This is a genomic window from Gulosibacter massiliensis, from assembly GCF_900626105.1.
In the GTDB taxonomy this organism is placed as follows: Bacteria; Actinomycetota; Actinomycetes; order Actinomycetales; family Microbacteriaceae; genus Gulosibacter; species Gulosibacter sediminis.
Genome location: NZ_UYZX01000001.1, coordinates 114,277 through 139,213 on the forward strand (window position 1 = coordinate 114,277; position 24,937 = coordinate 139,213).

Sequence of the window (24,937 nt, forward strand, 5' to 3'; positions counted from 1 at the left end):
AAGAACTGGAGCACCTCCATGACGATTTCCGACCTCGTCGCGCGCGCGGCCGCATTCGAACGGCTTCGCGTCGACGTTGCCGCCGACCGCGTCATCGTGACCCTCGACCACGCGCCCACCCGCAACGCGATTGACCAGCAGATGGTCGATGAGCTGCACGTCCTGTGCGGCGAGCTCGAGCGCGAGCCACGCATCCTCATCATCACCGGCGCCAACGGCATCTTTGCCTCGGGCGCCGACATCGCGCAGCTGCGCGAGCGTCGCCGCGACGATGCCCTCGCGGGCATCAACTCGACGATCTTCGACCGCATCGCGAAGCTGCCGATGCCGGTCATCGCCGCGATCGAGGGCTACGCCCTGGGCGGCGGAGCGGAGCTCGCGTACGCGGCGGACTTCCGCATCGCGACCCCCAATGTGAAGCTTGGCAACCCCGAGACCGCGCTCGGCATCATGGCCGCGGCGGGCGCCACCTGGCGGCTCAAGGAACTCGTGGGGGAGCCACTCGCGAAGGAGATCCTGCTCGCGGGACGTCAGCTCGGCGCTGACGAAGCGCTCGCCTGCCATCTCATCACCGAGGTGCACGAGGCCGAGTCGCTGCTCAACGCGGCGAACGTGCTGGCCGACCGCATCGTGAAGCAAGACCCGCTCGCGGTGCGCATCTCGAAGTCGGTCTTTCACCTACCTCGTGAGGCCCACCCGGTCGTCGACACGCTCGCCCAGGGCATGCTGTTCGAATCGCAGCAGAAGTTCGATCGCATGCAGGCCTTCCTCGACCGACGCGAGGCGAAGCGAGCTGCCAGTGCGGCCGAAAACGAGAGCAAGGAGAGCAAGTCATGAGCACATCCGTGCTTCCCGCCCGCGTTGGCGTCATCGGCGGCGGGCGCATGGGCGCCGGCATCGCCCACGCCTTCCTCATCAACGGCGCCGACGTCGTCGTACTTGAGCGCGACGAGGCCGCCGCTGCAGCGGCGCACGATCGCGTGGTCGAGAGCGTCGCGAAGTCGATCCAGCGTGGATTTGAGCTCGACGCCGAGGTCACGGCCGCGCGGCTCCGCACGGCGGTCGACTACTCGGCGCTCGCCGACCGCGACCTGGTCGTCGAGGCGGTGTTTGAAGACTTCGCGGTGAAGCGGGATGCGCTGCGCGCGGCCGAGGCGCAACTGCGCGCCGACGCGACGCTCGCGTCAAACACCTCGTCGATCTCGCTCGACTGCCTCGCGGCCGAACTCAAGCGCCCCGAGCAGTTCCTCGGGCTGCACTTCTTCAACCCGGTGCCCGCGTCGACGCTGATCGAGGTCGTTATCGCCTCGGCCACGTCGGCGGCGCTACGCGAGGCGGCGCCCGAGTGGGTGCGCGCGCTCGGCAAGACGCCGGTCGTCGTGCGGGACTCGCCCGGCTTCGCCTCGTCGCGCCTCGGCGTCGCGATTGCACTCGAGGCCATCCGCATGGTCGAGGAGGGCGTCGCGAGCGCCGAGGACATCGACGCCGCGATGGAGCTCGGGTACAAGCACCCGCAGGGGCCACTGAAGACGACCGACATCGTTGGCCTCGACGTGCGCCTCGGCATCGCCGAGTACCTCGCCGAGCACCTCGGCGAGCGCTTCGCCCCGCCGCAGCTGCTGCGCGACAAGGTGGCTCGCGGCGAACTCGGCCGCAAGAGCGGCCGCGGCTTCTACGACTGGAATTAGGCGCGTCGGCACCGTCGCCGCCGCGGAGAGGACACAGCAACCATGACCCGGGTCAGCAACACCATCGACTTTGTGCCGAGCTACGTGCGCGGTGAATGGTGGACGCCGTCCGGCGAAACCGCCGGGCAGCTCGTGCGGGATGCCGCGACGGGTGACGTGATCGCGCAGGTCTCGACCGACGGCCTCGACCTCGCCGAGGTGGTGGAGTACGCGCGCACGGTCGGTCGGGCCGGGCTTGGCGCGTTCACGATTCACCAGCGAGCGATGATCCTGAAGCAGCTCGCGCTGCTGCTCACCGAGCGCAAACCCGAGCTCTACGAACTCTCGATGCGCAGCGGTTCGACCAAGGTCGACAACTTCATCGACATCGACGGCGGTATCGGCGTGCTCTTCACGATGAGCTCGAAGGCACGACGCGAGCTGCCGAACTCGAATGTCGTCATCGACGGGCAGCTCGAGCAGCTGTCGAAAGACGGCTCCTTCGTCGGCGAGCACATCTACGCCCGCACGCCCGGCATCACCGCCGAGATCAACGCCTTTAACTTCCCCGTCTGGGGCATGCTCGAGAAGTTCGCCCCGGCGTTCATCGCGGGCGTGCCGTCGATCGTGAAGCCCGCGACGCCAACGGGGTACATCACCGAAGCCTGCGTGCGCATCATGGTCGAGTCCGGGCTGCTGCCCGACGGTTCGCTGCAGCTCGTCTCGGGCTCGGCTCGTGAGCTGCTCGACCACCTCGACTTCCGCGATTCCGTCGCCTTCACGGGCTCGAAGTCGACGGCTGACAAGCTGCGACAGCACCCGAACGTTGCCGAGGGAGGCCTGCGCTTCAACGCCGAGGCCGACTCGCTCAACGCGGCGATCCTCGGCGACGACGCGACGGCCGACTCGCCCGAATTCGAGTCGTTCGTCCGTTCTGTGGTGACCGAGGTGCAGGCGAAGGCGGGGCAGAAGTGCACCGCGATTCGTCGCGTGATTGTGCCGAACGCGCTTGTCGAGCCGGTCATCAACGCGATCGCGCAGCGCCTCGACGAGAAGGTCCGCGTGGGCGACCCCCGCGCCGAGGGTACGACGATGGGCGCGCTCGCGTCGCTCGAGCAACTGCACGACGTGCAGGATGCGGTCGACCGCCTGATCTCGGGCGGCGGCGAAATCGTCTACGGCTCGAACGAGCGCGATGAGGAGGCCACTGCGGCCTTCATGTCGCCGGTCGTGCTCAAGTGGGATGACAACCGCGCGGAGGCACTCCACGCGACCGAGGCGTTCGGGCCGGTCACCTCGGTCACGGGCTACGACACGCTCGACGAGGCCGTCGAACTCGCTGCGCTCGGCGCGGGCTCGCTCGTTGCGACGATTGCGACGAACGACCCCGAGGTGGCACGCACGCTGACCACCGGCATCGCGGGCTACCACGGTCGCGTGCACCTGCTCAACCGCACGACGGCGAAGACCTCGACCGGGCACGGCTCGCCGATGCCGCACCTCGTGCACGGCGGCCCGGGCCGCGCCGGTGGCGGCGAAGAGCTCGGCGGCGTGCGCTCGATCTTCCACTACATGCAGCGCAGTGCGATCCAAGGCTCGCCCGATCTGCTCACCGCGGTGACAGGCCAGTGGCACACCGGCGCGGCCCAGCAGCGTGTCGGCGCGCCGAGCTACGGCGGCACGCCCGAGGGCGAGAACGGGGCGGTGCATCCGTTCCGCAAGTCGCTCGAGACGCTGCGCCTCGGCGATGCGTTCGTGTCGGAGCTGCGCCAGGCGACGCTGCAGGAGATCACCGATTTCGCGAACACGACCGGCGACATCTTCTACGCACACACCAATGCGGAGGCGGCCGAGGCGAACCCGTTCTTCCCAGGCATCGTCGCGCACGGCTACCTGCTCATCAGCTGGGCAGCCGGCCTCTTTGTCGCTCCCGGTCGCAGCGCCGTCTACGCGAACTACGGCATGGAGCGGCTGCGGTTCATCACCCCGGTCGGCGTCGATGACTCGGTGCGCGTCGAGCTCACGGCGAAGCGCATCACCCCGCGTGAGACCGAGGACTACGCCGAGGTCGTGTGGGATGCGGTGCTCCGCAACCAAGACGACGAGCTCGTCGCAACCTACGACGTGCTCACCCTCGTCGCGAAGCGCGAGGAACAGGCGCTCGGCTAGGCGACGTGCGCGAAGCTATGAGCTTCGCGCACGCAGGCCCTGGAAGACCAACCGCACGACGAGGTCGCCCAGGGCCTGTCCGTTGAGCGGGCCGTCGGTGCGGTACCACTCGGTGATCGAGTTGATCATGCCGAAGACGAGCCGTGTCGCCGCGCGAGGGTCGATGTCGGCGCGAATGTTCTCTTCGTCGGCCACGTCCTGCATCAGTTGGGCGACCGCGCGGTCGAAGTGGCGTCGGCGCTCGAGCACGCGGCGCTCGAGCTCGGTGTTGCCGCGCAGCCGCAGCAGTAGGGTCACCTCGGCGAGCTCCCCTGTTAGTACCGTGACGGTGCCGCGCATGACGAACTCGAGCCGGTCAACAACGTCGCCGGTCACGGCCTGCGGGTCGTCGAGCACGGCCTCGAGCGCGCCCATGGCATGGTCGAGCGCGGCGGCGAGCAGTTCTTCCTTGCTGCGCACGTGGTGGTAGATCGCCGACTTCGAGACACCGAGCTGGTCGGCGATCATGCCGATCGTCGTGGCCTCGTAGCCGTGCTCGTTGAACAGGCGCACGGCCGCTGAAATGACGTCGTCGCGATCGTTGCCGGGGCGGCCGCGGCGGGGCGCGTCGGGCTTGGTGCTGGAGATACTCATGTCTGGGGCAATCCTAGGCGGGAATGGGAGCGACGGGCACGTACGCAAACGGGACCCGCTGGTGTGGCGGGTCCCGGATGCGGTGGTCGCGTTAGCGCGTGAGCGGGCGGTAGTGGTCGGGTAGCTCCGACTGCGGCCGGTCGCGGTAGTCGAAAATGCGCTTCGCTTTGCCCTCGGAACGGGCGACGGTGTTCGGGTCGACGATGTGGATGCGCACCGAGGAGCCGATGCGGATCTTGATGTCCTGGCGCAGGTGCTCGCCGCAGGCCTGGGCCTCAGCCATGGTGAACTCGGGGCGACGCTCGATCACGACCGTGAGCTCGTCCATCCGCTTCGGGCGCGTGAGCTCGAGGTGGTAGTACGGGCTGAGCGCGCGCTGGCCGAGCGCGAGCTCCTCGATCTGCGACGGGAACATATTCACGCCGCGCAGGATGATCATGTCGTCGGTGCGGGTTGCGACCTTCTTCATGCGGCGCATGTTCGGGCGGGCGTCGCCTGGCAGCAGCGTCGAAAGGTCCTTCGTGCGGTAGCGGATGATCGGCATGGCTTCTTTGGTGAGCGAGGTGAACACGAGCTCACCGATCTCACCGTCTGGCAGCACCTTCGTGAGGTCGTCCTTGTCGACGATCTCGGGGCGGAAGAGATCCTCCCAGATCGTCGCACCGTCTTGATGCTCGACCGACTCGCCCGCCATGCCGGGACCCATGAGCTCCGACAGGCCGTAGATGTCGATGGTCTTGAGGTCGAAGCCGCGCTCGATCTCGGCGCGCATCTGCTCGCTCCACGGCTCGGCGCCGAGGATCGCGATCTCGAGCGAGGTGTCGCGGGCATCGAGGCCCTGCTGATGCATCTCGTCGAGGATCGTCAGCAGATACGAGGGTGTACACATGATGATGCGTGGCGTGAAGTCCCGAATCATCTGAATCTGGCGCGAGGTCTGGCCGCCCGACATCGGCACGACCGTAAGGCCGGCCGCTTCGATGCCGGCGTGGGCGCCGAGACCGCCGGTGAACAGGCCGTAGCCGTAGGCGTTATGGACGATGTCGCCCTTCCGGGCACCGGCGAGTCGCATGACGCGGGCGACGGCGCGGGCCCAGCGGTCGAGGTCGCCCTCGGTGTAGCCGACCACGGTTGGGCGCCCGGTCGTGCCCGACGATGCGTGCACACGGCGCACCTGCTCCATCGGCACGGCGAAGGTGCCGAACGGGTAGTTCTCGCGGAGATCTTCCTTCGTCGTGAACGGGAACTTCGCGAGGTCGGCAAGCTCCTGCAGATCGTCGGGGGTGACGCCGGCCTCGTCGAACTTCTTGCGGTACATCGGCACGTTCTCGTACGCGTGACGCACGGTCCACTTGAGGCGCTCGAGCTGCAGTGCGTCGAGCTCCTCACGGCTCATCTGCTCTTCGGGGTCGAGCGTGTCGAGATCAAATTTCTGGTCCACGGGAAATCGTTGCCTTCTCAGATCGATTGGTGGGGGAGTGGAGTCGGTGGCTACTCGGGCTTGCGGATGGTCCGGCAGCGGCCGCGGAAGAGGGCGATGCGTTGTGCCTCGGTGTCGTCGGGGCTCTGCGCGAAGATTTCGATGTCGCAGATGCCGCTTCGGGCCTGGTGCTGCATCTCGGCGCGAGCGGTGAGGGTTTGCCCCTGCGTCGCTTGGCGGAGGAAGTTGATGTCGACTCCCTGCGCGACCGTGATGGTGCCGTCGTCCTCGGGTGGATTGCACGCGAGAGCGAACGCCGTGTCGGCGAACGCGAACACCATGCCACCGTGGGCGATGCCAAATCCGTTGAGCATCTCCTGGCGAAGCTCCATCTCGATCTCGACCTTGCCGGGCGCGTACGAGCGCACGCGAATGCCCATCCACTTGCTCGCAAAATCGTCCTGCAGGATGCGGTGGGAGGATGCGAGCTCGTCGAACGTGGGGGTGGATTCGACAGCGGAATTCCTGGTGGTCGGCGACGGTGCCTGGGTCATGGGTTCACTCCTTCGTGAATTCCTGAACAGTCTTACAGAAAATTCGAAATATCGCTGAGAGTCGGTTGCTTGACCTTTCGAGTGGAACACATATACTGAACGCACGTTCTGTAATTGCTGACGTGTAGTCGCGTGCGCCCACGCGGCCACCGCCAAGTCGAAGGAGACACACAGTGACGAACAATGTGACCGAGCTGCCCGGCCGCGACGAACTCGACCTCGAGCGGGCGCAGGCGTACTTTGACCAGCTCATCGCCGACGACACGCGCGTCGAGCCGGCCGACTGGATGCCCGACGCCTACCGCAAGACCCTCACGCGCCAGATGGCCCAGCATGCGCACTCCGAGATCATCGGCATGCAGCCCGAGGCGAACTGGATCACCCGAGCCCCGTCGCTGAAGCGCAAGGCGATTCTCACCGCCAAGGTGCAGGACGAGGCCGGCCACGGCCTCTACCTCTACTCGGCCGCTGAGACGCTCGGCACTCCGCGCGACGTCATGACCGAGCAGCTCATCTCGGGCAAGGCGAAGTACTCGTCGATCTTCAACTATCCGGCCCGCACCTGGGCCGACATGGGCGCGATCGGCTGGCTCGTCGACGGTGCCGCGATCTGCAACCAGGTGCCGCTGTGCCGCTGCTCGTACGGACCGTACGGCCGCGCGATGGTGCGCATCTGCAAGGAAGAGTCGTTCCACCAGCGCCAGGGCTGGGAGATCCTCTACTCGCTCTCGAACGGCACGCCCGCGCAGAAGCAGATGGCGCAGGAGGCCGTGAACCGCCTCTACGGCCCCGCGCTGCAGATGTTCGGCCCGCCCGACGACCAGTCGCCGAACTCGCAGCAGTCGATGGACTGGAACATCAAGCGCTTCTCGAACGACGTGCTGCGCCAGCGCTTCGTCGACATGATCGTGCCGCAGGCCGAGGCGCTCGGCCTCACGCTGCCCGACCCCGAGCTCAAGTGGAACGAAGAGCGCGGCCACTACGACTTCGGCGAGCTCGACTGGACCGAGTTCTTCGACGTCATCAAGGGGCATGGCCCCGCGAACGCGCAGCGTCTCGCCCGCCGCAAGGAGGCGCACGAGAACGGCGCCTGGGTGCGCGAGGCTGCCGCGGCCTACGCCGCGAAGCAGGCCGACGTCGCCACCCGCGTGGCGTAGCCCGTACTAGTTTTCTCGTTGCGGTGGAGCACCGCGACGACTCGATGGAGAGTGTGAAATGTCCGAAACGACCGAATCCGTTCAGCCCGCGGGCCGCAACGAGTGGCCGCTCTGGGAAGTGTTCGTCCGTTCGTCGCGTGGCCTGAGCCATGTACACGCCGGCTCGCTGCACGCGCCCGACGAACATATGGCTCTGCGCAACGCGCGCGACCTGTACACCCGTCGCAACGAGGGCGTTTCGCTCTGGGTGGTGCGCAGCACCGACATCACCGCGAGCGACCCCGACCACAAGGACTCCTACTTTGAGTCGTCGCAGGGCAAGAGCTTTCGCCACGCGACCTACTACACGAAGTCCGAAGGGGTGAAGCACCTGTGAGCGGCTCGGGTTTCGATTCCGCGACCCTCATCTCGGCCGGCTACGCGCTCACGAGCGAGGAGCTCATCCAGCGCGACGTCAAGGCGAGCGAGGATGTCGCTCAGTACGCGCTTCGCCTCGGCGACGACGCGCTGATCCTCGCGCAGCGCAACCTCTGGTGGGTTGCCCGCGCGCCCGAGCTCGAGGAGGACATCGCGCTGAGCAACATTGCGCTCGACCTGCTCGGTCACGCGCGCGTGCTGCTCACCTACGCGGGCAGCGCGTGGGGCAAGAGCGAGGATGACCTCGCCTACTTCCGCGAGGAAGAGGAGTTCCGCAGCCTCCACCTCGTCGAGCTCGAGAGCGAAGACTTCGGCCGCACCATCGCCCGCCAGCTGGTGTGGGCACACTACGGCTTCGAGCTGTTCACCCGTCTGTCGCAGTCGCAGGATGAGATTCTCTCGGCCATCGCACAGAAGGCCGCGAAGGAGTACGACTACCACGTCGACCACGCCGAGCAGTGGACGCTGCGACTCGGCATCGGTACTGAAGATGCGAACGCGCGCCTGCAGGCCGGGCTCGAGCACATCGCGCCCTACCTCGACGAGCTGTTCGAAGACGAGGAGCTGTACGATCGCCTCGACGGCATCGCGCCGCGCCCGTCCGAGCTGCGCGAGCCCGTCATGTCGCGCGTGAACTCGGTGCTTGCGGAGGCCGGCCTGACGCTGCCCGAGGTGCCCCAGGCCCTCACCGGAGGCCGCCGCGGCGAGCACCGCGAGTCGCTCGGTTACCTCCTCGCCGAGATGCAGGTGCTGGCACGGAAGCACCCTGGCGCGAGCTGGTAGGTGGGGGCATGAACACGCAGGTGCATCCCCACACGTCGACGCGGCCCAGCGACGCCCGGGCGGGTGCGGTGTGGGACGTCGCCGCGCAGGTTGCCGATCCGGAGATTCCCGTGCTCACGATCGACGACCTCGGCATCCTCCGCGATGCGCTCGTCGCCGACGACGGCACGGCGCAGGTGATCATCACGCCGACGTACTCGGGCTGCCCGGCGATGGGCACGATTAAGCAGGACCTCCTGCACGCGCTCGAGTCGGCCGGCTACGCCGACCCCGAGGTTGTGCTCGTGCTCGCGCCGGCCTGGAGCACCGACTGGATTACCGACGAGGGCAAGCGCAAGCTCGAGGAGTACGGCATCGCGCCGCCCTCCGGCCGCTCGGCCGTCGGCGCGCAGCGCGGCGCGACTCGCCTCTCGCTCTCGGTACGCTGCCCTCGCTGCGGGTCCATCCAGACCAACGAACTCAGCCGCTTCGGCTCCACCTCCTGCAAGGCGCTGTATCAGTGCGCCGAATGCAAGGAGCCCTTCGATTACTTCAAGGTGCACTAGTGACTGCTACGAATCTGAACAAATCCGACTCATCGGCCGGCGAAGGCTCTGGCATGGGCAAGCGTCGTGCGACGTTTCACCCACTCGAGGTGTCGCAGGTGCGCAGGCTTACTGACAGCGCGGTCGAGGTGAGCTTCGCCGTGCCCGCCGAACTGCAGGACGAATACGACTATGTGGCGGGCCAGTACGTGGCGCTGCGCACCGAGATCGACGGCACCGAGATCCGCCGCAGCTATTCGATCTGCGAGGCGCCCACCCCGGGTGTGCTCAAGGTCGGCATCAAGAAAGACCTCGGCGGCGTCTTCTCGACCTGGGCGAACGAAGACCTCAAGGCGGGGGAGACGCTCGAGGTGATGAGTCCGCAGGGTGCGTTCATCTCGCAGCACCGGCTCACCGGCATGAACGATGCCGAGGCCGTTTCGGGCGAGGCGCTCGCGGCGGGGCGCACGCATTTCGTGGCGGCCGCAGCCGGCTCGGGCATCACGCCCATCCTCGCGATCGCGAAGACCCTGCTCGCGCATCCTGAGACGACGCTCGACCTGATTTACGCGAACCGTTCCGCGAGCGAGGTGATGTTCCTCGAGGAGCTCGCTGACCTCAAGGACCGCTACCCGTCGCGGCTCGCGATTCACCACGTGCTCTCGCGCGAGCAGCGCCAGGCGCCGATCTACTCGGGGCGCATCGACGCCGACCGCCTCGAACAGATCTTCACGCACCTCATCGATGTCGACAAGGTCGACGAGTGGTTCCTCTGCGGGCCGTTCGAACTCGTGCAGCTCATCCGCGACGAGCTGGATGGCCGCAATGTGCCGGCCGCGAAGGTGCGCTTCGAACTGTTCTCGACCGGCCAGCCGGGCGAGGGCGCCCAGGGCAGCGCCGGGCGACCGGTCGAGGTCGACCCCGAGGGCGAGAACTTCGAGATCAGCTTCCAGCTCGACGGCCTGACCGGCGACGTGAAGTCGCCGAAGACCGCCCGCGAGACGGTGCTCAACGCGGCGCTGCGCGTGCGCGCCGACGTGCCTTTCGCCTGCGCCGGCGGGGTCTGCGGCACCTGCCGCGCGAAAGTCACCGAGGGCACCGTCGACATGGCCGAGAACTACGCGCTCGAGGCCGACGACGTCGAGCGCGGCTACGTACTGACCTGCCAGTCGCGACCGACGAGCGATCGCGTCGCGGTGGACTTCGACGCCTAGGAGGCACGCCGTGATTACGACCCAGGTGACCGACCGGGTGATTGAGATTGTCCTGGATGCGCCCGAGCGGCTCAACTCGCTCGGCTTCGGCGACCTTGAGGAGCTCGCGACGGCGATTCGAGCGGCGGCCTCGGCCGTCGACTCGGGCGAGATTGGAGCGCTGGTGCTGCGAGGCGAGGGCCGCGCATTCTGCGCTGGCCGCGACATCTCGGGCGTCGACCCCGCCGAGGACGACGTGATCGGCTATCTCGAGGGTGGCGTCGAGACGGTCATGCGCGCGCTCAGCGAGTTTCCCGCGCCGACATTCGCGGCGGTGCAAGGCGCCTGCCTCGGGGTCGGGCTCGGGCTCGCGCTCGCGTGCGACGTCGTTTACGTCGCCGAACGGGCGAAGCTTGGTTCGCCGTTTGCGAACCTCGGGGCGACGCTTGACTCGGGCGGGCACTGGCTGTTCACGGAGCGCCTCGGGCCGCATCGCACGCTCGACCTCATCTACACGGCCGAGTTCATGAGCGGCCGCGAGGCGGTCGATCAGGGGCTGTTTAGCCGCTGGGTCGCCGACGATGAACTGCTCGAATTCACGCGCGTGCGCGCGGCGAAGGCGGCCTCGGGAGCCAGGCTCGCGTTCAACGCCTCGAAGGAGCTTGTGCAGCAAATCCGCGATCAGCGAGTTGGCCTGTGGAAGTCGATGTCGGCCGAGAACCACGCGCAGGCAGACCTCTGCGCGACCGAAGACTATCGCGAGGGCTTCGCCTCGTTCCAGCAGAAGCGCAAGCCCACATTCACAGGCCGCTGACCGGCCCCGCCTAGGCGGGTTGGCCCATCGCGCGACCCACGTACGCGACCGTGCCCTCGAGCTTGGTGCCCGACGCATCCCGGCGGGCGACCAGCTCGGGCAGCTGACGAATCGCGCCGTCCTTCGCATTCGCGTGCGCGGGGCCTGGGCCGACCCAGCCGATCGCAAGGGCCGATTCGCCGCGCACGAAGCGCTGCGCGCGCACGCCGCCGGTGCCGCGGCCCTTGGTCGGGTACTCGGCGAGCGGGGTGACCTTCGCGCTGCCCTCGACGTCGGCGAACAGCGCTTCGTCGCTCGGTGGCTCGGCGATGGTCACGACGACCGCGTCGTCGCGCTGCGCCGAGGTAACGACCGAGAAACCGATGACCCGCGCGCCGTCGCTGAGCCGCACGCCGGCCATGCCGCCGGCGCCGATCCCTTGCGGACGCACGTTCGACGCCTCGAACCGCAGCAGCTGGGCGTCGGACGTGACGAACACAAGGTCGTCCGCGTCGTCGGCCCGGGCGGCGCCCACCACCTCGTCATCACCCTTGAGCGCGATGGCCGAGAGCTCGTGCTGCTTGCCCCATTCGGCGGGGTTCACACGCTTGACGACGCCGTTGCGGGTGCCAATGGCGAGCGGCGTCGATACGCTCAACGGCACGAGGCCCACGATTCGCTCTGCCTTGTCGGTGATGCCGAAGTAGTCGCGCGCCATGACGCCACCGGTGAGCAGCACTGAGCTAGCCGGCGAGGCGGGCAGCGAGACGGCGGTCATGCGGTAGACGATGCCGCGGTTCGTTACGGCACCGATGTCGCTCAGCGTGGTGGTCGCGATCTCGGCGAGGATCGCGTCGTGCTTCGTGCGGCGCTTCGGGCGCACGAACGTCTCGCCCTCGGCCACGTTGACGCGCAGGATGCGTCCGCTCGCCGAGAAGATGACGCGGGTCGGGTCGTCGCTCGACTGCAGCGACGCCTCGCCCGACTTCGCGCTCTGCTTTGCCGCCCGAATCTCGGTGTCGTCGGCGATGAGCACGGTGCGGCGCGGCGTCGCAAACTGGTCAGACGTGTCGCTGAGTTCCTGGCTGACGGCCTGGCGCAGCAACTGCTCGTCGGCGAGGAGCGCCTCGAGGTCGGCAATCTTGCGTCGCAGCTCGTCGGCTTCGGTCTCGAGCTCGATGCGCGAGAACTTCGTGAGGCGACGCAGGCGCAACTCGAGGATGTATTCGGCCTGGCGTTCCGAAAGGTCGAAGACGAGCATGAGCCGGCTCCGGGCGGCCTCAGCGTCGTCGGACGACCGGATGATCTCGATGACCTCATCGATGTCGACGAGCGCGATGAGCAGGCCGTCGACGAGGTGCAGACGGTCCTTGTGCTTGTTCAAGCGGAACTGGCTGCGGCGCCGCACCGCGCTGATGCGGTGCTTGAGATACACGTCGAGCATCTCGCGTAGGCCGAGCGTCTTCGGCGCGGTGTCGACAATCGCGACGTTGTTGATGTGGAAGGAATCTTCGAGCGGGGTGTGCCGGTAGAGCTGTTCGAGCACGGCCTCGGGTGCAAATCCCGTCTTCAGCTCGATGACGAGCTTGAGGCCCGACTTGCGGTCGGTGAGGTCGGTGACCTGCGAGATGCCGGCAAGCTTCTTGGACTGCACGCCCTGCTTGATCTTTTCGATGACCTTCTCAGGGCCAACGAGGTACGGAAGCTCGGAGACGACGATGCCGAGGCGGCGGGCGGTGACGTGCTCGATCGATGCCGTCGCGCGCATGGTGAACGAGCCACGCCCGTTCGCGTAGGCGTCGCGTACACCGTCGAGGCCGACGATGCGGGCACCGCCCGGCAGATCAGGGCCGGGCACGTGCTCCATGAGGTCCTCGAGCGTGGCGTCGGGATGCGCGAGCAGGTGCCGCGCGGCCGCGATCACCTCGCCGAGGTTGTGCGGCGCCATATTCGTCGCCATGCCCACGGCGATGCCCGAGGCGCCGTTGACGAGCAGGTTCGGCCACGCCGAGGGCAGCACCTCCGGCTGCTGCAGCGAGTTGTCGTAGTTCGGCACGAAGTCGACGACGTCTTCGTCGAGCGAGTCTGTGAGAGCAAGGGCCGCGGCGGTGAGGCGGGCCTCGGTGTAGCGGGGCGCGGCGGGGCCGTCGTCGAGCGAGCCGAAGTTGCCGTGGCCGTCGACGAGCGGGACCCGCTGCACGAACGGCTGCGCGAGGCGCACGAGCGCGTCGTAGATCGCCGAGTCGCCGTGGGGGTGCAGCTTGCCCATGACGTCGCCGACGACGCGGGCCGACTTCACATGCCCGCGGTCGGGGCGCAGACCCATCTCGGTCATCTGGTAGAGGATGCGCCGCTGCACGGGCTTGAGGCCGTCGCGGGCGTCGGGCAGCGCGCGAGAGTAGATGACGGAGTAGGCGTACTCGAGGTACGACCCCTGCATCTCGCCCGAGACGTCAACGTCTTCAATGCGTTCGCCGTTTGCGCCCGTCGCCATTTGTTGCATCCACCTGCCTTGTCGCACGCCAAAACGGCGTTCCGGCCGGGCATTGCGAGTGTGAAAAGATACTCAGATGCCGTTTACGTTAGTGGAATCACCGGGTGATCAGCCGCTCCTCGCCGACGTGTTGCCGGATTGCCTTGCCGCGATGGGCGTGCCGTCGCCCGACGCGACGGGGCGGCTCGACCTCCCCGAAGTTCGCGGCGCCATCGTCATCCTCGTGGACGGCCTCGGGGCGCATCAGCTCCGGGCCCGCTCGGGGCATGCGCGCACGATCACGCGTGCCTGGAACGACGGCACCGCGCAAAGCTTCCCCTCAACCACGGTCTCGGGCATCACCTCGCTCACGACCGCGAGCCGGGCTGGTGACCACGGCATGGTCGCGTACTCGGTGTGGGACCGCGAGCAGCGCATGTACCTGAACCAGCTCTCGGGCTGGGGAACGAACATGCCGCCCGACACTTGGCAGCTGCGCGACACCGTGTTCGAGACGGTTCGTGGCGCGAGCCCCGTTGTCGTTTCGGTCGAGGATTACCGTGACTCCGGGCTCACACTCGCGAGCCTGCGCGGCGCCGACTACCTCGGTGCCGAGACGATGCGCGAGCGCAGTGAGGTGGCCGCGCAGGCGGCGCGCGAGCTCGCGCATCCGCTCATTTACCTGTACCACGCCGAGCTCGACCAGACGGGCCACTCGCAGGGCTGGGAGTCGGATGCGTGGACGGCCCGGCTCGAGGAGCTCGATGCGTCGATCGACCGCCTGCTCGAGCTCGTACCCGACGACATCGGCATTCTGCTGCTCGCCGACCACGGCATGGTCGATGTCGCTCGCGAGCGACAGCGCGACATTGACGACGCTTTGCCGAGCGACGTGGTTGCCGTCGCGGGGGAGCCGCGGCTGCGGCACATCTACCTGCCCGACGACGCCACCGACCTCGACCGCGAGGTGCTCGCGAGCCGGTTGCGAGCGGCCGAGGGCGACCTCGCCGTCGCGCTCACCCGCGACGAGGCGATCGCGCGCGGCTGGTACGGCGACGATGTCGACCCAGAGGTGTTCGACCGCATTGGCGACGTCGTGCTCGCGGCCGTCGGCGATGTCTCGTACTACGTGCGCCCCATGCCCGCGAGCATGCGCCAAATGATCGGCCAGCACGGCTCGGTCACACCGGAAGAGACAACGGTGCCGCTCGTACGCCTCGGGGCCTTCGTGCGCTAGCCGACTCGCGCGCGAGTCGGCGCTAGTCGTCAGTGCGAGTACCGAAGACGATTTCGTCCCACGTCGGCATCGCCGGGCGCGCGCCGGTGCGTTTGCGCGACTGCGACGGTGCCTGCTCGGCCTCGTCGACCGCGAGGTCGAGCTGGTTCGCGTCGTCGTCGAGCGCGACCGGATCGTGCTCGGGGTCGACCTCAGCCTCGGGCTCCGCCGGCGACTCGTCGGGCTGCGCGCTCGCGGCCGCGAACGGCGTCACGCGCGCCTGTGGCTCGGACGCGTCGGCCGGGCCGTCGATGACGAGCTCGTCGTCGTCCTGGTACTCGGCCATCTCGTCGTAGACCGTGTGCTGGCGCTCGCCGCGGCGGCGGCGCAGCTGCTCGAGCAGGTCGGCGGTCTCGTAGGTCGTGGCCGAGCTCGTGGCCTCGCTCGCTTCGGGCGCCGCGGGGGCGTCCTTCTCAGCGACGGGAATCACGCCCTCGGGATGCTCGTGGGCGACAGCGCGCAGGTGCGGCCCGCGCATGCCCTGCACCTCGCCCTGCTGCGACAGCGTGACGGCCGCGGGGGAGTCGGGGCGCAGCGCGTGGCCCTTCGTGTCGAACTTCCACAGCGCGTGGCGCTCGACGTCGCCCGTGACGAAGTTGAGGCCAACGTGCCAGCCGGTCTCGGGGTCGCGCCAGGCATCCCAGCGCACCTGCCGTGCCTCGAGCTGCTCGAGGCGCGCGTCGATCGCGACGCCGAAGCTCGTGGCCTCGCTCGAGAGCGGGTCAACCTGCTGCTGTAGTCGCACCGGCACCCCTCGCGCCTGTTCGACGATGTAGCCGCGCTCAGCAATGATCGGCGCCTCGAAGCGCTCGACCGTCTCACGGTCGGCGCCGGTCTCGGCCACGACCTCGTCGACCGTGTGGCCGGCGCGAATCAGCTGCTGGATCTCACGTGGCGGCACCTTCGGGCCGGCGCTGCGCACCTGGCGTTGCGGCCGGAGTGCGGCCTGCAGCGTGTCGTCGACACGAAGGCGGAATCGGTCACCGTTTTCGTTGGTGGCGAGCATCCAGCCGTCCTCGACGCTGACGAACCGCAGTTCCTGCATTTGAGCCTCCTCTATCGCCAAAAAGCTTCACAGATAAGCCCGAAAGAGTGCGGCAAATGGCTCGCGCGCCGCCGAAATATTCGCTCTCAGCGAGTTCCGCCCAAGGTCGCGTTGCGCGGGCTGCAAATGTCGTGCATAATTGCGCGCCAGCAGGGGTGTTTCCCTGCCACGTTCTTGAGCTATTGGATGGTAATGGCAACTGACTACGATGCCCCTCGTAAAACAGAAGAAGACACCGACTCGATCGAAGCGCTGAAGGAACGAGTACCCGCCTCGGCTTCCGCGAATGTCGACATCGACCAGGGTGATGGTGTTCACGGGTTTGACCTGTCGGACAGCGATCTCAGTGATATTGAGCTTGAGACCGTCGTGATTCCGCCGCAGGCCGACGAGTTCACCTGTATGGAGTGCTTCCTCATCAAGCACCGCTCGCAGCTCTCGTCGCACTCGACGCAGGGCAACCCGGTCTGTAAGGACTGCGCCGGCTAACTCACCGCCCGCGCGCTCAGTGGCTCAGCTTCGCTTCGGAAGCTGAGCCACTGCCGCATCCAGCGCCTTCGCAAGCTCCTTGGGGCGGCGGGTCGAGAACAGCCAGTAAGGGATCGGGTCGCGCTCGTCGGTGATCTCGACGCGCACGCTCGTGCGGACCCAGCCGCGCAGGCTCGTCCATGCCCGCGCATCCAGGCCTGGACCCGCTGCGTGGCGGGCCGCTGGCACGGTCTCGTTGGCGGTGACGGCGCCGACATGGCGCAGCGGAATCTGGGCGGCGCCGACGCGCAGGGTCGCGTCGCTGACCTCGATGACGGGGGAGCTGCTGACGAGAAAGGCGACGTACCCGCCGTACAGGGCGATACCGAGGATCACGCCGACGAGGGTGTTGATCGGCAGAAATACCACGATCATCGCCGGCACAATGAGTGCCCCGGCGATGTACATCCAGAGGGACGGGGAGACTCGTTCGCGGTAATTCACCCTGCTATGCAATCACCGTCACCGCGTGGATTCCTGAGTTCTCGGTGCTCGATTCATTAGAGCTTTCCCCGGTCGACTAGCCTACGTAGCGTGAGTGGCCACTACGACATCCCCTTTACCGGTACCCGGCCTTACCGGGCGAATCCGAACGACGCTGGCGCCGATTTGCTCTCGGCCGAGGAGCTGACCTTGCAACCGGGCGAGCGCGCGCTCGTTGGCACCGGCACCGCGATCGCGCTGCCGACCGGTACGGTCGGACTCGTCGCACCACGCTCGGGTCTCGCCGCGAAGCATGGCATCACGATCGTGAATGCGCCGGGCGTCATCGACGCGGGATATCGTGGCGAGCTCAAGGTTTCGCTGCTGAATACAGATGCTCGCGAGCCGTACACGATCAACGTGGGCGACCGCATCGCCCAGCTACTAGTAGTGCCGATTCCCACCGTCGTGTTCTCGCAGGTGGATGTGTTGCCCGAGGGTGAGCGCGGGGAAGCAGGATTCGGCTCGAGCGGATACGCGCACGGCGCGACCGCGACGCAGGCAGGAGAGGAGCCCGTGAATGGGTCTGTTTGACATGTTCCGCAAGCAGGAGGATGTGCCGAAAGCGGAGAAGCTCGTCGTCGAGGATGACGAGCTCGAGGTCGACGCCGAGACCGACGAGGTGGAGCCCGAGGAATTCGAGAAGGAGGCCCCGGCCGACCGTGCTGAGGAGGGCCCCTACGACGAGTCTGAGGCCGACGCCGCGACGAACCCGAGCGGCTACATCGACTTTGGCGCCCTGCGCATCCCTGCCCGCGAGGGGCTCGCGCTGCGCCTCGAGTTTCTCGAGAAGACGCGCCGGGTCATCGCCGTTGCACTCGACCTCAACGGCTCGACGCTGCAGGTGCAGGCGTTCGCCGCTCCGCGCTCGTCGGGCATCTGGGCGGATGTGCGCAGCAAGCTCAAGACGACCGTCACGCAGCAGGGTGGCGAGGTGACCGAGGTCGAGTCGGATCTCGGTACGGCGCTGCACACATTCTTGCCACAGGTGGCGAACCAGAAGGGCGCCGCGCCGCGCCGCGGCGCCTTCTTCTACGGTGTCGACGGCCCGCGGTGGTTCCTCCGCGGTGTCGTGAGCGGTGCCGCGACCCGCGATGACGAGAAGCTCGAAGAGATGCTCGCGCTGTTCCGCGGCGTCATCGTGGTGCGTGGCGGCCGTGCTGCGCCGCCCCGCGACCTGCTCGAGCTCACGGTGCCGAAGGCGATGGCCGAGCAAATGCAGAAGCAGGCCGCCGCGCAGGCGGCGAAGCGCAAGCTTCAGGCCTAACGGAACAGTGACGACATGAGCGACGAACCGCGCGAGCGCGACACGGCGGCTGAGGGCCCGAGCGGCGACGAACTGCAGCAGAAGTTTGGCGCCGCCGCGCGCAACTCGGCGCTCGGGCGCGTCGCCGAGACCGACTCGATGTCGGCAGCGCTGCTCACCGCGATGGGCGGCTGGCGCGGCCTCGTCGAGGCGCTGCTGCCGGGGATCGCGTTCCTCGTGCTCTACGTGCTCACGCAGGACCTCTGGCTCTCGGTGGGCGTGCCCGCCGTGATCGGTCTCGCATTCGTGATCGTGCGCCTGGTGCGCCGCGAGCCGGCCGCATCCGCGGTCGGCGGCCTGCTCGGGCTCGTCGTCTCGGGGTTCCTCGCGCTGCGCAGTGGCGAGGGTGCGCAGTATTTCGTTGTCGGGTTCTGGACCAACGGTGCCTACGCGGCCGGGCTGTTGCTCTCGATGCTCGTCCGCTGGCCGATCATCGGCGTCATCTCGGGTTTCCTGTTTGGCGACGGCACCAAGTGGCGCGCCTCGCGGCGGCTGATGTGGTGGATGCAGTTGGCGACTGGCGTCTGGGTCGTGTTTTTCCTGGCTCGCCTCGCGGTGCAGTTGCCGCTCTATTTTGCTGGCGCCGTCGAGGCCCTCGGGGTTGCCCGTTTGGTCATGGGGGCGCCCCTGTTCGCGCTCGTGATCGTGCTCACTGTGCTCTTTGTTCGCGCCGTATACCAAACCGCATCCGACCCCGCCAAGTCAGGCGAACCTAAGCAGAACCTGGCCGACGAATGAACTCGTCGCACCCGCAAATACGGTAAGATCTCTCTAAGTCGAGATATCTTCCGGCAAGTCAAAGATTAGGAGCATCGTGACTGCTATCAATAGTTTCGGCGCCAAAGACGTTCTGAGCGTCGAGGGCACGGATTACGAGATTTTCCGCATCGACAAGGTTGCCGGCTACGAGAAGCTGCCTTTCAGCCTCAAGGTGCTGCTCGAGAACCTCCTTCGCACCGAAGATGGCGCGAACGTGACGGCCGAGCAGATCCAGGCACTCGGCTCGTGGGATGCCTCGGCCGAGCCGAACACCGAGATCCAGTTCACCCCGGCCCGCGTGGTGATGCAGGACTTCACCGGTGTGCCCTGCATCGTCGACCTTGCCACCATGCGCGAGGCCGTGAAGGACCTTGGCGGCAACCCCGAAACGATCAACCCGCTCGCACCCGCCGAGCTCGTGATCGACCACTCGGTTATCGCCGAGCTCTTCGGTAGCGACGACGCCTTCGAGCGCAACGTCGAGATCGAGTACCAGCGCAACGGTGAGCGCTACCAATTCCTCCGCTGGGGCCAGGGTGCCTTCGACGACTTCATGGTCGTCCCCCCGGGAACCGGCATCGTGCACCAGGTGAACATCGAATACCTGGCGCGCGTCGCCTTCGTGCGCGAGGTCGACGGCGTCAAGCAGGCCTACCCCGACACCCTCGTCGGCACCGACTCGCACACCACCATGGTGAACGGTCTCGGCGTGCTCGGCTGGGGCGTTGGCGGCATCGAGGCCGAGGCCGCGATGCTCGGCCAGCCCGTGTCGATGCTCATCCCCAAGGTCGTCGGCTTCAAGCTCAACGGCTCGATCCCCACCGGCGTGACCGCGACCGACGTCGTGCTCACGATCACCGACATGCTGCGCCAGCACGGCGTCGTCGGCAAGTTTGTCGAGTTCTACGGTGAGGGCGTCGGCCAGGTACCGCTCGCGAACCGCGCCACCATCGGCAACATGTCGCCCGAGTTCGGTTCGACCGCCGCGGTCTTCCCGATCGACGACGAGACGCTGAACTACCTCCGCTTCACCGGCCGCTCGGAAGAGCAGGTCAAGCTCGTTGAGGCGTACGCCAAGGAGCAGACGCTCTGGCACGACGCCGCCAACGAGCCGAACTTCTCGGAGTACCTCGAGCTCGACCTCTCGACCGTCGTCGCGTCGATCGCCGGCCCCCGCCGCCCGCAGGACCGCATCGAGCTCGACAACGCGAAGACGCAGTTCGAGAGCGACCTGAACAACTACGCTTCGGAGGCCTCGAAGCCCGTCACCGTCAGCAACAACGGTGCCGAGTTCGAGCTCGACCACGGCCACGTCGGCATCGCCGCGATCACCTCGTGCACGAACACCTCGAACCCCTCGGTCATGATGGCCGCGGGCATTCTCGCCCGTAATGCGGTCGAGAAGGGCCTGCAGTCGAAGCCGTGGGTGAAGACCACGCTCGCACCGGGCTCGAAGGTCGTCACGAACTACTACGACAAGTCGGGTCTCACGAAGTACCTCGACGACCTCGGCTTCTACCTTGTCGGCTACGGCTGCACCACCTGCATCGGTAACTCGGGCCCGCTCGATCAGCCGATCTCGGAGGCCATTAACGACAACGACCTCGCCATCACGGCGGTGCTGTCGGGTAACCGCAACTTCGAGGGTCGCATCAACCCCGACGTGAAGATGAACTACCTCGCGTCGCCGCCGCTCGTCGTGGCCTACGCCCTCGCCGGCTCGATGGACTTCGACTTCGAGAACCAGCCGCTCGGCCAGGACTCGGACGGCAAGGACGTCTTCCTCGCCGACATCTGGCCCGACGCGGCCGAGGTGCAGCAGGTAATCGACGAGTCGATCGACACTGAGATGTACACGAACGAGTACGCCTCGGTCTTCGAGGGTGACGACCGCTGGCGTTCGCTGCCGACCCCGGCCGGCTCGACCTTCGAGTGGGACTCGGAGTCGACCTACGTGCGCAAGCCCACGTACTTCGACGGCATGACGCTTGAGCTCACCCCGGTGGCCGACATCACCGATGCCCGCGTGCTCGTCAAGCTCGGCGACTCGACCACGACCGACCACATCTCGCCCGCGGGTTCGATCCCGGCCGCGAGCCCGGCAGGTCAGTACCTCACCGAGCACGGTGTGGAGCGTCGTGACTTCAACTCCTACGGCTCGCGCCGCGGTAACCACGAGGTCATGATTCGCGGTACCTTCGCGAACATTCGCCTGAAGAACCAGCTCCTCGATGGCGTCGAGGGCGGCTACACCCGCGACTTCACGCAGACCGACGGCCCGCAGTCGTTCATCTACGACGCGGCGCAGAACTACGCCGCGCAGGGCACTCCGCTCGTCGTGCTCGGCGGCAAGGAGTACGGTTCGGGCTCGTCGCGTGACTGGGCTGCTAAGGGCACCAGCCTGCTCGGCGTTCGCGCGGTCATCGTCGAGAGCTACGAGCGCATCCACCGCTCGAACCTCATCGGCATGGGCGTTGTGCCGCTGCAGTTCCCTGCTGGCGAGTCGGCCGCATCGCTCGGCCTCGACGGCACCGAGTCGTTCTCGATCACGGGCCTCGAAGAGCTGAACAACGGCACGACCCCGAAGACCGTGCACGTCGTGGCAACCCCGACCGAGAACTCGGAGGCCGGTCGCGAGCCGGTCGAGTTCGACGCCGTCGTGCGCATCGACACGCCCGGTGAAGCCGACTACTACCGCAACGGTGGCATCCTGCAGTACGTGCTGCGCTCGCTCGTCGCGAACAAGTAGTTCACCGCAGACCGCGTCGGCGGGTAGCCTTAAGGGCTGCCCGCCGACGCGGTTTTCCGCGCGCGGGCGGTAGAATTACTGCTTACGTGAAGAAGGGAGTCCGAATGGCGGAGCAGCTCTTGCCATCGATTAAGGGGCCCCGAGATCTTGACCGTCTCTCGCAGGCGGAGCTCGAGCAATTGGCGGAAGAAGTCCGCGCGTTCCTGATCGAGCACGTCAGCCGTACCGGCGGGCACCTTGGCCCGAACCTCGGCGTCGTTGAACTGACGCTCGCGATTCATCGCGTCTTCGACTCACCGAAGGACGCCGTGGTGTTCGACACGGGGCACCAGTCGTACGTGCACAAGCTGCTCACGGGGCGCCAGAACTTCGACGAGCTGCGTGAACGCGGCGGCCTCGCTGGCTACCCGCAGCGCGCCGAGTCTGAGCACGACATCGTCGAGTCGTCGCACGCCTCGAGCTCGCTGAGCTGGGCCGACGGCATCTCGCGCGCCTGGCAGGTCACCGGCCAGCGCGACCGCGCCGTCGTTGCCGTCGTCGGCGACGGCGCGCTCACGGGCGGCATGACCTGGGAGGCGCTGAACAACATCAGCGACGACAACTCGCGCCGCCTCGTCATCGTCGTTAACGACAACGGCCGCTCGTACGCGCCGACCATCGGCGGCATGGCCCGCTTCCTCAACCGCGTGCGGACCGACCGCACCTACACGAGTCTCCAGAAGTCCTCCGACCGTGCCTTCTCGCGCTTCGGCGGCAAGTTCGGCCGCAGCGTCTATCGCGCGGTGCGCGGCGGTCTACACGGCTTCCTTTCGCGCTTCACGAACAACGAGTCGCTCTACTCGAACCTCGACGTCAAGTACCTCGGCCCGATCGACGGCCACGACGAGCGTGCCGTTGAGGAGGCACTGCGCCAGGCCCACGACTACGGGCAGCCCGTCATCGTGCACGTCATCACCGAGAAGGGGCACGGCTTCAAGCCGGCCACCGATGACGTGAACGACCAGTTCCACGCGGTCGGCCAGATCGACCCGATCACGGGCGAGCCGGTGGCCGAGTCAAGCGGGCAGTCCTGGACGGCCGTGTTTGGCGACGAACTCGTCAAGGTGGCCGACGAACGCGAGGACGTCGTGGGCATCACCGCGGCGATGCTGCGCCCGGTCGGCCTCGAACCGTTCGCGAAGAAGTACCCGAAGCGCGTGCACGACGTCGGCATTGCCGAGCAGCACGCGGTCACTTCGGCCGCCGGGATGGCCTTCGGCGGTCTGCACCCGGTCGTCGCGATCTACGCGACGTTCATGAATCGGGCGTTCGACCAGGTGCTCATGGATGTGGGCCTCCACCACGCGCCGGTCACCTTCGTGCTCGACCGCGCCGGCGTGACCGGCCCCGACGGCCCGAGCCACCACGGCATGTGGGATTTGGCGTTGCTGCAGATCGTGCCGGGCATTCGGCTCGCCGCGCCGCGCGACGCGACGCGGCTGCGCGAGGAATTCCGCGAGGCGGTTGCCGTGGAAGACGGCCCCACCGTGCTGCGGTATTCGAAGGGCAAGGTCGGCGACGAGATCGAGGCGCTACGTCGGCTCGACGATGGCGTCGACGTGCTGCATGTCGGCAGCCGTTCCGATGTCCTCATCGTCGCGGTTGGGTCGATGGCGGGCACCGCGATTGAGGTCGCGAAGCACGTCGAGGCCCAGGGCATCGGCGTCACGGTCGTCGACCCCCGCTGGGTCGTGCCCGTGCCCGAGAGCATCATCGCGCTCGCCGACGAACACCGGCTCGTCATCACGCTCGAAGACGGCATCGTCGTCGGCGGCATCGGCACCCGGGTGCGACAAGACCTGCGCGCGGCCGAGGTCGACACGACCGTGACCGAGCTCGGCCTGCCCGACGAGTTCATCGACCACGCGAGCCGCGGCCAGATTCTTGAGGATGCGGGGCTCACGCCCCAGCAGATCGCGCGAAACGTCGTGGCACAGGTGCTCGGGTCACGCATTCCGCACGCGCGACCCGAACGCGTTGGCGGCTCGACTACGCCGGAAAGTCTGCTTCGCCCTCGGCAAGCACCTCACCAGTGATCGTGAGCCGGGTACCTACCGCACGGATGCGCGTATCCGTGAGCTCAATGCCCGAGGGCAGTTGCTCGTTGATGGCGATGGTTTCGGGAATGCGCCCGTCGCGCAGCACGATGCGTTCGACCGCCTTGTAGGCGAGCGCGAGCACGGGGTTCTTGCTCGAGAACTTCACCTGCTTGATGTGCAACACCATGTCATCGTCGATGCTCGCCTGCGCATCGACGATGATGCTCGCGCGCACGATGCCGTAGCCGCAACGCAAGGCGATGCGCACGTGGGCCTCGCGGTCGCTCGGGGCCTCGACCTCGGGCGTGAACTCGAGCAGCTTCACCTTCGCGTCGGCGCGCTCGAGCACCTCGCGCGCGAGCGGCTCGAAGTCGCGTGTGTCGACCTCGAACTGCGCCGAGGCGTGCCCCGGCTTGCCGTCGGCCGACTTGAGGTGCTCGACCCAGAGGCCGCCCTTCGCGTCCTCGAGCCAGGCGTAGCGGATGTTCTCTGCCGAGCCGGTCGCCCTGAGCTCGAGGGGCCCCAGCTTGAGCGGCTGCGCCGAGAAGGATGCCGCGTCGACCTGCACGATCGTGGGCGATACTGGCTTCGCGGGCTCGTCCGGCACCTCCTGCTCTCGCTCCTTCGCCTGCTCGACGAGCTGGCGCGGGCTGAGCTGCGTGCCCGAGAGGTCGAGGTCGAGGCGCTCGATGCGGGTGCCCTCGTCGTGCACCTGGCTCGTCATGCGAATCGCGTCGACCTGGGCCCGGGTGAGGGCGCCATCCTCGGCGATGATGTCGCGCAGGAGCGCATGGAGTGACTCCGAGTTGGTCGGGCGGGGCGAGTCGATGAGGTATTCACGCATGCCACGACGCTAGCCGACGGCAGTGGCCGCAAAACTGAGTCGGGAAAACGAAGCGGGCCGGCTCCCGGTGGGGGAGTCGGCCCGCG

23 protein-coding genes are annotated in these 24,937 nt (G+C 67.4%); 16 read left to right on the top strand and 7 right to left on the bottom strand.

From position 1 onward, the window contains the following. Nucleotides 1-18: 18 nt before the first annotated feature. From EJL01_RS00530 to paaZ, 3 genes are read left to right on the top strand one after another with little or no spacing between them, the layout of a single operon-like run. Nucleotides 19-837, top strand: coding sequence for an enoyl-CoA hydratase/isomerase family protein (locus tag EJL01_RS00530; RefSeq protein ID WP_125105788.1), 819 nt, complete (start codon nucleotides 19-21; stop codon nucleotides 835-837). After that, on the top strand, nucleotides 834-1,688 hold the full coding sequence (locus tag EJL01_RS00535; protein ID WP_125105789.1) for a 3-hydroxyacyl-CoA dehydrogenase family protein: 855 nt from the start codon (nucleotides 834-836) through the stop codon (nucleotides 1,686-1,688). Before EJL01_RS00530 ends, EJL01_RS00535 begins: the two co-directional genes overlap by 4 nt. 42 nt (nucleotides 1,689-1,730) lie before the next feature. Beyond that, nucleotides 1,731-3,836, top strand: coding sequence for a phenylacetic acid degradation bifunctional protein PaaZ (gene paaZ, locus EJL01_RS00540; RefSeq protein WP_125105790.1), 2,106 nt, complete (start codon nucleotides 1,731-1,733; stop codon nucleotides 3,834-3,836). Nucleotides 3,837-3,851: 15 nt separating this feature from the next. Here paaZ and EJL01_RS00545 read toward each other — a convergent pair whose 3' ends face one another. From EJL01_RS00545 to EJL01_RS00555, 3 genes are all read right to left on the bottom strand, one after another. After that, nucleotides 3,852-4,469 (bottom strand): TetR/AcrR family transcriptional regulator, encoded by a 618-nt coding sequence (locus EJL01_RS00545; RefSeq protein WP_125105791.1) that lies wholly within the window; start codon nucleotides 4,467-4,469, stop codon nucleotides 3,852-3,854. A 91-nt stretch (nucleotides 4,470-4,560) separates the two neighbouring features. Further along, nucleotides 4,561-5,865, bottom strand: a complete 1,305-nt coding sequence (locus EJL01_RS00550; protein WP_125107328.1) for an AMP-binding protein — start codon at nucleotides 5,863-5,865, stop codon at nucleotides 4,561-4,563. Nucleotides 5,866-5,960: 95 nt separating this feature from the next. Beyond that, nucleotides 5,961-6,443: a PaaI family thioesterase gene (locus tag EJL01_RS00555; protein ID WP_125105792.1), complete on the bottom strand. Its 483-nt coding sequence runs from the start codon at nucleotides 6,441-6,443 to the stop codon at nucleotides 5,961-5,963. A gap of 173 nt (nucleotides 6,444-6,616) precedes the next feature. Here EJL01_RS00555 and paaA point away from each other — a divergent pair, with 173 nt between their 5' ends. The 6 genes from paaA to EJL01_RS00585 are packed head-to-tail and all read left to right on the top strand — an operon-like array spanning nucleotide 6,617 to nucleotide 11,331. Then, on the top strand, nucleotides 6,617-7,600 hold the full coding sequence (gene paaA / locus EJL01_RS00560; protein WP_428831904.1) for a 1,2-phenylacetyl-CoA epoxidase subunit PaaA: 984 nt from the start codon (nucleotides 6,617-6,619) through the stop codon (nucleotides 7,598-7,600). 58 nt (nucleotides 7,601-7,658) lie between these two features. Next, complete coding sequence (gene paaB / locus EJL01_RS00565) at nucleotides 7,659-7,976, top strand: 1,2-phenylacetyl-CoA epoxidase subunit PaaB (RefSeq protein WP_125105793.1); 318 nt, start codon at nucleotides 7,659-7,661, stop codon at nucleotides 7,974-7,976. Continuing rightward, nucleotides 7,973-8,800 carry a 1,2-phenylacetyl-CoA epoxidase subunit PaaC gene (gene paaC, locus EJL01_RS00570; RefSeq protein WP_125105794.1) on the top strand — a complete coding sequence of 276 codons (828 nt, stop codon included), beginning with the start codon at nucleotides 7,973-7,975 and terminating at the stop codon, nucleotides 8,798-8,800. Before paaB ends, paaC begins: the two co-directional genes overlap by 4 nt. Nucleotides 8,801-8,808: 8 nt before the next feature. Then, nucleotides 8,809-9,345, top strand: a complete 537-nt coding sequence (gene paaD, locus EJL01_RS00575) for a 1,2-phenylacetyl-CoA epoxidase subunit PaaD (protein WP_125105795.1) — start codon at nucleotides 8,809-8,811, stop codon at nucleotides 9,343-9,345. A 53-nt stretch (nucleotides 9,346-9,398) separates the two neighbouring features. Then, the gene (gene paaE, locus EJL01_RS00580; RefSeq protein ID WP_125107330.1) at nucleotides 9,399-10,538 is read left to right on the top strand and encodes a 1,2-phenylacetyl-CoA epoxidase subunit PaaE; all 1,140 of its coding nucleotides are present in this window, start codon (nucleotides 9,399-9,401) and stop codon (nucleotides 10,536-10,538) included. 10 nt (nucleotides 10,539-10,548) lie between these two features. Next, nucleotides 10,549-11,331 carry an enoyl-CoA hydratase/isomerase family protein gene (locus EJL01_RS00585; protein WP_125105796.1) on the top strand — a complete coding sequence of 261 codons (783 nt, stop codon included), beginning with the start codon at nucleotides 10,549-10,551 and terminating at the stop codon, nucleotides 11,329-11,331. A 10-nt stretch (nucleotides 11,332-11,341) separates the two neighbouring features. Here the strand turns inward: EJL01_RS00585 and EJL01_RS00590 are convergent, their stop codons facing one another. Then, entirely contained in the window at nucleotides 11,342-13,804 is a 2,463-nt protein-coding gene (locus tag EJL01_RS00590) for a DNA gyrase/topoisomerase IV subunit A (RefSeq protein WP_125105797.1), read from the bottom strand. 76 nt (nucleotides 13,805-13,880) lie between these two features. Between EJL01_RS00590 and EJL01_RS00595 the strand changes: the two genes are divergently transcribed. Then, nucleotides 13,881-15,020: an alkaline phosphatase family protein gene (locus tag EJL01_RS00595; protein WP_125105798.1), complete on the top strand. Its 1,140-nt coding sequence runs from the start codon at nucleotides 13,881-13,883 to the stop codon at nucleotides 15,018-15,020. Nucleotides 15,021-15,042: 22 nt separating this feature from the next. Here the strand turns inward: EJL01_RS00595 and sepH are convergent, their stop codons facing one another. Continuing rightward, the gene (sepH, locus tag EJL01_RS00600) at nucleotides 15,043-16,104 is read right to left on the bottom strand and encodes a septation protein SepH (RefSeq protein WP_125105799.1); all 1,062 of its coding nucleotides are present in this window, start codon (nucleotides 16,102-16,104) and stop codon (nucleotides 15,043-15,045) included. Between the two features lie 192 nt (nucleotides 16,105-16,296). On the opposite strand from sepH, the gene EJL01_RS00605 reads away from it, so the two are divergent. Continuing rightward, nucleotides 16,297-16,593, top strand: coding sequence for a DUF4193 domain-containing protein (locus EJL01_RS00605; RefSeq protein ID WP_125105800.1), 297 nt, complete (start codon nucleotides 16,297-16,299; stop codon nucleotides 16,591-16,593). A gap of 24 nt (nucleotides 16,594-16,617) precedes the next feature. On the opposite strand, the gene EJL01_RS00610 is transcribed toward EJL01_RS00605, so the two are convergent. Then, on the bottom strand, nucleotides 16,618-17,076 hold the full coding sequence (locus EJL01_RS00610) for a DUF3093 domain-containing protein (RefSeq protein ID WP_241209064.1): 459 nt from the start codon (nucleotides 17,074-17,076) through the stop codon (nucleotides 16,618-16,620). A gap of 90 nt (nucleotides 17,077-17,166) precedes the next feature. On the opposite strand from EJL01_RS00610, the gene dut reads away from it, so the two are divergent. The 5 genes from dut to dxs all read left to right on the top strand — a co-directional run bounded on the left by dut (nucleotide 17,167) and on the right by dxs (nucleotide 24,004). Continuing rightward, nucleotides 17,167-17,649 (top strand): dUTP diphosphatase, encoded by a 483-nt coding sequence (gene dut / locus EJL01_RS00615; protein WP_125105801.1) that lies wholly within the window; start codon nucleotides 17,167-17,169, stop codon nucleotides 17,647-17,649. Continuing rightward, on the top strand, nucleotides 17,636-18,382 hold the full coding sequence (locus EJL01_RS00620) for a DUF3710 domain-containing protein (protein WP_235988237.1): 747 nt from the start codon (nucleotides 17,636-17,638) through the stop codon (nucleotides 18,380-18,382). The genes dut and EJL01_RS00620 overlap by 14 nt, the downstream gene beginning before the upstream one ends. Before the next feature lie 15 nt (nucleotides 18,383-18,397). After that, complete coding sequence (locus tag EJL01_RS00625; RefSeq protein WP_125105802.1) at nucleotides 18,398-19,159, top strand: DUF3159 domain-containing protein; 762 nt, start codon at nucleotides 18,398-18,400, stop codon at nucleotides 19,157-19,159. A gap of 73 nt (nucleotides 19,160-19,232) precedes the next feature. Further along, nucleotides 19,233-21,929 (top strand): aconitate hydratase AcnA, encoded by a 2,697-nt coding sequence (gene acnA, locus EJL01_RS00630; RefSeq protein WP_413229345.1) that lies wholly within the window; start codon nucleotides 19,233-19,235, stop codon nucleotides 21,927-21,929. Between the two features lie 104 nt (nucleotides 21,930-22,033). Then, a complete protein-coding gene (gene dxs, locus EJL01_RS00635; protein WP_125105804.1) occupies nucleotides 22,034-24,004 on the top strand; it encodes a 1-deoxy-D-xylulose-5-phosphate synthase in 1,971 nt (656 codons plus the stop codon). Here the strand turns inward: dxs and EJL01_RS00640 are convergent. Beyond that, complete coding sequence (locus EJL01_RS00640) at nucleotides 23,958-24,851, bottom strand: hypothetical protein (RefSeq protein ID WP_125105805.1); 894 nt, start codon at nucleotides 24,849-24,851, stop codon at nucleotides 23,958-23,960. The two genes, dxs and EJL01_RS00640, sit on opposite strands and share 47 nt — an antisense overlap. Nucleotides 24,852-24,937: the final 86 nt, after the last annotated feature.

Coding starts and splice junctions, on each gene's coding strand:
- EJL01_RS00530 (WP_125105788.1), top strand. CDS start 19: ATGACGATTTCCGACCTCGTCGCGCGCGCGGCCGCATTCGAACGGCTT.
- EJL01_RS00535 (WP_125105789.1), top strand. CDS start 834: ATGAGCACATCCGTGCTTCCCGCCCGCGTTGGCGTCATCGGCGGCGGG.
- paaZ (WP_125105790.1), top strand. CDS start 1,731: ATGACCCGGGTCAGCAACACCATCGACTTTGTGCCGAGCTACGTGCGC.
- EJL01_RS00545 (WP_125105791.1), bottom strand. CDS start 4,469: ATGAGTATCTCCAGCACCAAGCCCGACGCGCCCCGCCGCGGCCGCCCC.
- EJL01_RS00550 (WP_125107328.1), bottom strand. CDS start 5,865: ATGAGCCGTGAGGAGCTCGACGCACTGCAGCTCGAGCGCCTCAAGTGG.
- EJL01_RS00555 (WP_125105792.1), bottom strand. CDS start 6,443: ATGACCCAGGCACCGTCGCCGACCACCAGGAATTCCGCTGTCGAATCC.
- paaB (WP_125105793.1), top strand. CDS start 7,659: ATGTCCGAAACGACCGAATCCGTTCAGCCCGCGGGCCGCAACGAGTGG.
- paaD (WP_125105795.1), top strand. CDS start 8,809: ATGAACACGCAGGTGCATCCCCACACGTCGACGCGGCCCAGCGACGCC.
- paaE (WP_125107330.1), top strand. CDS start 9,399: ATGGGCAAGCGTCGTGCGACGTTTCACCCACTCGAGGTGTCGCAGGTG.
- EJL01_RS00590 (WP_125105797.1), bottom strand. CDS start 13,804: ATGGCGACGGGCGCAAACGGCGAACGCATTGAAGACGTTGACGTCTCG.
- EJL01_RS00595 (WP_125105798.1), top strand. CDS start 13,881: ATGCCGTTTACGTTAGTGGAATCACCGGGTGATCAGCCGCTCCTCGCC.
- sepH (WP_125105799.1), bottom strand. CDS start 16,104: ATGCAGGAACTGCGGTTCGTCAGCGTCGAGGACGGCTGGATGCTCGCC.
- EJL01_RS00605 (WP_125105800.1), top strand. CDS start 16,297: ATGGCAACTGACTACGATGCCCCTCGTAAAACAGAAGAAGACACCGAC.
- EJL01_RS00620 (WP_235988237.1), top strand. CDS start 17,636: ATGGGTCTGTTTGACATGTTCCGCAAGCAGGAGGATGTGCCGAAAGCG.
- EJL01_RS00625 (WP_125105802.1), top strand. CDS start 18,398: ATGAGCGACGAACCGCGCGAGCGCGACACGGCGGCTGAGGGCCCGAGC.
- dxs (WP_125105804.1), top strand. CDS start 22,034: ATGGCGGAGCAGCTCTTGCCATCGATTAAGGGGCCCCGAGATCTTGAC.
- EJL01_RS00640 (WP_125105805.1), bottom strand. CDS start 24,851: ATGCGTGAATACCTCATCGACTCGCCCCGCCCGACCAACTCGGAGTCA.